The organism is Aeromonas sp. ZOR0002 (assembly GCF_963866995.1).
Taxonomy (GTDB): domain Bacteria; phylum Pseudomonadota; class Gammaproteobacteria; order Enterobacterales; family Aeromonadaceae; genus Aeromonas; species Aeromonas caviae.
The window spans coordinates 363-651 of the sequence record NZ_CAWMFQ010000306.1; the positions used below are offsets into that span (position 1 = coordinate 363).

Sequence of the window (289 nt, forward strand, 5' to 3'; positions counted from 1 at the left end):
CGTGGCGGGCATAGGGGAAGCCCGCCCGGATCAGCGCCTGTCGCCGCGTCACCTCAGGCAGAGGGGCCAGGGGGTACAGCGCGTCGCTCAGGGTGGCGTCGTCAGCCAGCTGCTGCAGGGACTGATCGTAATAGGCGATGCTGGCGCCGGGGTGGCAGTACCAGCCCGCCTGCGGACTCAGGTCAGTCAGTTCGCGCCAGCACTGGCGCAGCAGGGAGGACTTGCCGGTGCCGTTGGCTGCGAGCAGGGCGACCCTGTCCCCTGCCCGCAGCCAGAGCCCCTCGGCACG

Annotated in this window: 1 pseudogene; it reads right to left on the reverse strand. The window is 71.3% G+C overall.

From position 1 onward, the window contains the following. Window positions 1-289, reverse strand: a pseudogene (locus AACR77_RS16925) (ABC transporter ATP-binding protein); the annotation flags it as partial.